The organism is Endozoicomonas sp. ONNA2 (assembly GCF_024606365.1).
In the GTDB taxonomy this organism is placed as follows: Bacteria; Pseudomonadota; Gammaproteobacteria; order Pseudomonadales; family Endozoicomonadaceae; genus Endozoicomonas.
On sequence record NZ_JAHHPO010000837.1, the window covers coordinates 1 to 4125 of the forward strand.

Here is a 4125-nt window from a genome sequence, read left to right on the forward strand (position 1 = left end):
TGTCGTCTAAAACGGCTTAGATGACAACGGACGTACGACCGATTCTGCCGCCCTGAACTTTCCTCCCGTAAAAAACTACTTCCTGCTTTAAGCTCTTCAAGCAGAAAAAAACAATCGAGAAGTATAGTGGAGATGAATATATCATCGTTGGATGTAAAGGAAATTTCATCATATTTAAGTGAAAAAACCACTTTAGATAAGGTGTTGACACGATGTGCGGATGAATCCGTAAAGTATATGAGTAATATTGGCAGCTTCTGTGTGATAACAATTCCGCATTTTCCCAATATAGTAGTTAAAATTGCTCACAATCAAAATAAGTTGGAGTGCCGCAATCAAGCACAGATTAACGCTGCCCACATAATTCGGGAAAATCATTTCAATCGATTGATAATTCCTCAATCAGAAGTTGCATTATTGTCAATTGGTAAAGATTCTGTACCCGTTATTGTTGAAGATAAGTTACCCATTCTAAATGGTGATCTCAGCCAATTATTACAGTATTATGCCAATCATGAGATGGAATTGGAAAGCGCCATTGAGCAAATGACCAAATTTATCTGCATGACAAAACTTGCTGACATTAAGCCGAATAATCTGCCACTGATGTTCCATCCAGAAACATCGGAGATATGTTTTGCCCTTGTAGACCTTGAGGTTTTTCCACACCGTCAAATCGCTGAGGGCATTCTTGGTGCCGAACAAAAACTGGGGGAGCCTGCTTATGGGTTATTGAATTACTTTCCCAGATATGCGGATAAAATTGCAGAGATAGTTCGTACTGTGTTGCCTGAAAATGAGATAGAATGCATTCAGGAAAAATTAAACAGTTAATAATGCACGCAAGATTATGGACAGGGAGCGAGATGTTGAAATGTTCCACAGTAGAAATGGCATTGTTTCAGGAAATCCCGCAATACCAGAATCAATTGTCGAAGATATTGTAATGAAAACCGATGAGTTAAGACAATCAAGTGATGAAATGATTGCTGATATTATCCCATCTAATAATGAAGTTGTCAGAAAAATTATTTCAGCAATAAATGATGAGGTGAGTAAAAAAGAAGAGGGGTGGAGTAATGCTGTTCATGGCCGGGCATGGCAACTGACCATGTGTCGTCCACTAACAAGGACAACAGACTTTATTAAAACTCATTTTTTTTATATAAGTGATTGTCTAATTCCATACCTGCAGGAGAAAGGTTTTGTCCATTCAGCATTAGATTTTGAAAAATCCACAGATCATAATATTCATATTCGACGGGAAACCGTGCTGGGATATTACGATATCATCGTGCAATTTTAGCCTGGTTGAATTCGTATCATAAATACCTGGATTTTTAACTCGTTCTCTCATCAAGGTGTTTTTTCGCTCCCCAAAGGCGATAGATAATCCCTTTTGGTACGATGTAGCGGGACATCAATAGGATCTTGCTTTACTGGCTGACGACACCCCGGCCACTGGTTTTACCAATGGCGACCTGCTGGAAGGTATTTCCCGTAACGGTAACATTGCAGAAAACGAAACACCGGTGATTCGTGGTAAATTCTGTACGATCCGTCGTATCAAGTCTATCCACTATCTGGATCGTAAAGATGACGACATCAAGGGTGTCATCCTTTAACCTTGTTTTCCTATGAGCTATTGTCCATGGAGAATGGTCAGTGGTTCTCCTGTTCTTTTATTTGCGACAGATGTCAATTAAGTTAGAAGTTCTGATACTTTTTCGGGCAACCTCAAGCAGGCTCTGCAACGCATGCAGGCAAATCACTACGTCATATGCTACATCTGCCACGAGAGCTATCGAGGGAGCCAGGGGAGTATGCGTCGAAACAGACCGTTGAAAGATTTTGAACATCACATTCTGAACACATAATTGCCAAGGCTTGGGCAGTTGAACTACAACATTTATTCTCGGACAGCCTCCTGGATCAGTGGGAAACATGAACGCAGTAGCCAGCCCCCCAATACTGCCGCTGGTGGGCAGTGCGAGTGGTCCAGTTGTGAATATGGACAGCAACAAAGTGTTGTGTGGCGGATACCACATTCGCAATGTGGAGGCTTTTCCGGAAGAAAATAAAGAGTGCCTCCCTTCATTAGCGAGGAGACTTTGCTTTGATTGTAAGGGACTGGCACGCAACGCAGTACAAACGGCTTGTGCCACTGTTTTGTGTGAAGACTGCAGCGAGTACCGAACCCTGACAACCCCGTCAGTTCGTTTATGCCATCATTGCTCAAGTATTGGAAAACCTGCCAGCCAGGAAAACATAGATGCTTGCCACCTGGTCAATCCTTATCCATTCCACAGACGATCAATCGACAAATTTTACCTCCAGTGCCCATTCATTGGTTGTCAGTGGCAGGGTACGGTGGCTGAACATTACGGCATGCACGAAAGTGAACATCGGATGAATGCTTTCCCTGGTTCTTCCCTTAAACATCTGTGCAGGTCGGCCATTCAACGCCGTTTTGGTAACAATACAACTCTGTTAAGCGAATGCTGCACTGTCTTGCGCTTACCCCGGGTGCTACAACAGTATCTGTCTATTGCGCCACCGGGGTACGCGCCCGACAACCGTTCAGCCAAGGCGTATGTAGATAAGTACTTTGCGACATCCCGTGGATTGCTGGTTGGTTTGTTGCTTAATGATAAGCACCGGGTGATGGCTACGTGGTCTACAGTTATGCAGGATCCCTCTGATGCCGACAAAAAAAGGGCTGCAAAGCGGCTGGTCCGGGAGCAGGCATTGGACCGCAGGGCGTTCTTTATACAGTTTTACTACCACCCGAAAAAATGGGATCCCACTTGTGAAGGTATTGACACTGTCGCTGAATCCTTGCGGTGGAATAGTGTGCATTGGCAGGATTGCGACGATTTGGTACATATTGATGGTGTAACACTGTGGAAAGTTGCGGTACGCAGATTAAGTTACTCAACGGTAACTTTGCCGGGGACCCCCCACGCATCAGGAACTGGCCAACCATGAAGCCTGAGAGTGCCTATTTGTGCCGGGCAACTGAGGTCAGATTGCCAATTCTCATGAACGGCGTAGCATTTGGTTTAAAGCAGCGATGAACATGAATGCCCGAGCCTGCCGCCCGATTCTGCCACTGATGGGCAGTACCCATGGCGGAGTTGTGGATAGCCACAGCAACAGAGTGTTGTGGGGTGGATACGATGTCAGCACTGCTCAGATGCTGCCGGAAAACAGCGGGCGTATTCGGTTTCGAGAGAATCGTGTTTGCAGTGATTGTGGCGGATTGCCACGAAGGGTAGTTCAGACAATGTGTGGCCGTTTGCTATGCAAGGATTGTAACCAGTACCGAACCCTGACTCTGCCACCCGGTCGATTATGTCACGAGTGCCTGGCTGATAATAAGCCTGATACTCCAGAAAACATACGTTCTTGTAGTTTGTTTCAGGTTGATAATTGCATGGAGCGTATAATCGGCAAATTTTACCTCAAGTGTCCATTTGCTGGTTGTCAGTGGCAAGGTACCCTGGCTGAGCTTTATGGCCTGCACGAAGATAAACACCTGACGGTTGGTTCCCTGAAAAATCTGAGCAGGCTGGCCATTCAACGGCAACTCTCCCGGAAAAAAATTTTGTTAAGCGAATATGCGGCATTGTCTCTGCCTCTGGCTCAGGAATTGATACAGTATCTGGCCTTTGCACCGGCTTACATTCCCAGCAATCAATCAGCGAAAGCGTACGTAGAAAGGCATTTTGGGACAACAGATACCAGTGGTTTGCTGGCTTATTTGTTTCTCAATAGAAAAGGGCGGGTGATTACCCTGGGGCATACGTTTATAAAAGACCCCTATGATAAACGCAAAACAGAAACCACAAAGTGTTCCGTCATCAAGCAGGCCGTGAACCTCAAAGCGAGCCTGGTGCAATTTTATTATCGCCAGGGCAGTGGGTATTCACAGGGCATGTATAGGGGTAGCGTAATTGCAAGCTTGAGGGAAGAGCCGTTTTTCGTACATGGTTTTGCATTGAAACATATTGACTGTGTGCAACTCTGGAAAGCTACTGTGCCAACACATAGCGGGGATCTTGGGTAATACCAGGAGGCTGTCCGAGAATAGCGCCCGACTGGGCGTCCCCGTAGCGAGGATGG

Annotated in this window: 4 protein-coding genes; all 4 read left to right on the forward strand. The window is 45.4% G+C overall.

Annotated elements, in window-relative coordinates:
* Positions 1-132: 132 nt before the first annotated feature.
* A complete protein-coding gene (locus tag KDK14_RS14895; RefSeq protein ID WP_257265961.1) occupies positions 133-834 on the forward strand; it encodes a hypothetical protein in 702 nt (233 codons plus the stop codon).
* A 16-nt stretch (positions 835-850) separates the two neighbouring features.
* Entirely contained in the window at positions 851-1306 is a 456-nt protein-coding gene (locus KDK14_RS14900) for a hypothetical protein (protein WP_257265962.1), read from the forward strand.
* Between the two features lie 638 nt (positions 1307-1944).
* On the forward strand, positions 1945-2988 hold the full coding sequence (locus KDK14_RS14910; RefSeq protein ID WP_257265963.1) for a hypothetical protein: 1044 nt from the start codon (positions 1945-1947) through the stop codon (positions 2986-2988).
* A gap of 91 nt (positions 2989-3079) precedes the next feature.
* A complete protein-coding gene (locus tag KDK14_RS14915) occupies positions 3080-4069 on the forward strand; it encodes a hypothetical protein (RefSeq protein ID WP_257265964.1) in 990 nt (329 codons plus the stop codon).
* The last annotated feature ends 56 nt before the right edge of the window (positions 4070-4125 follow it).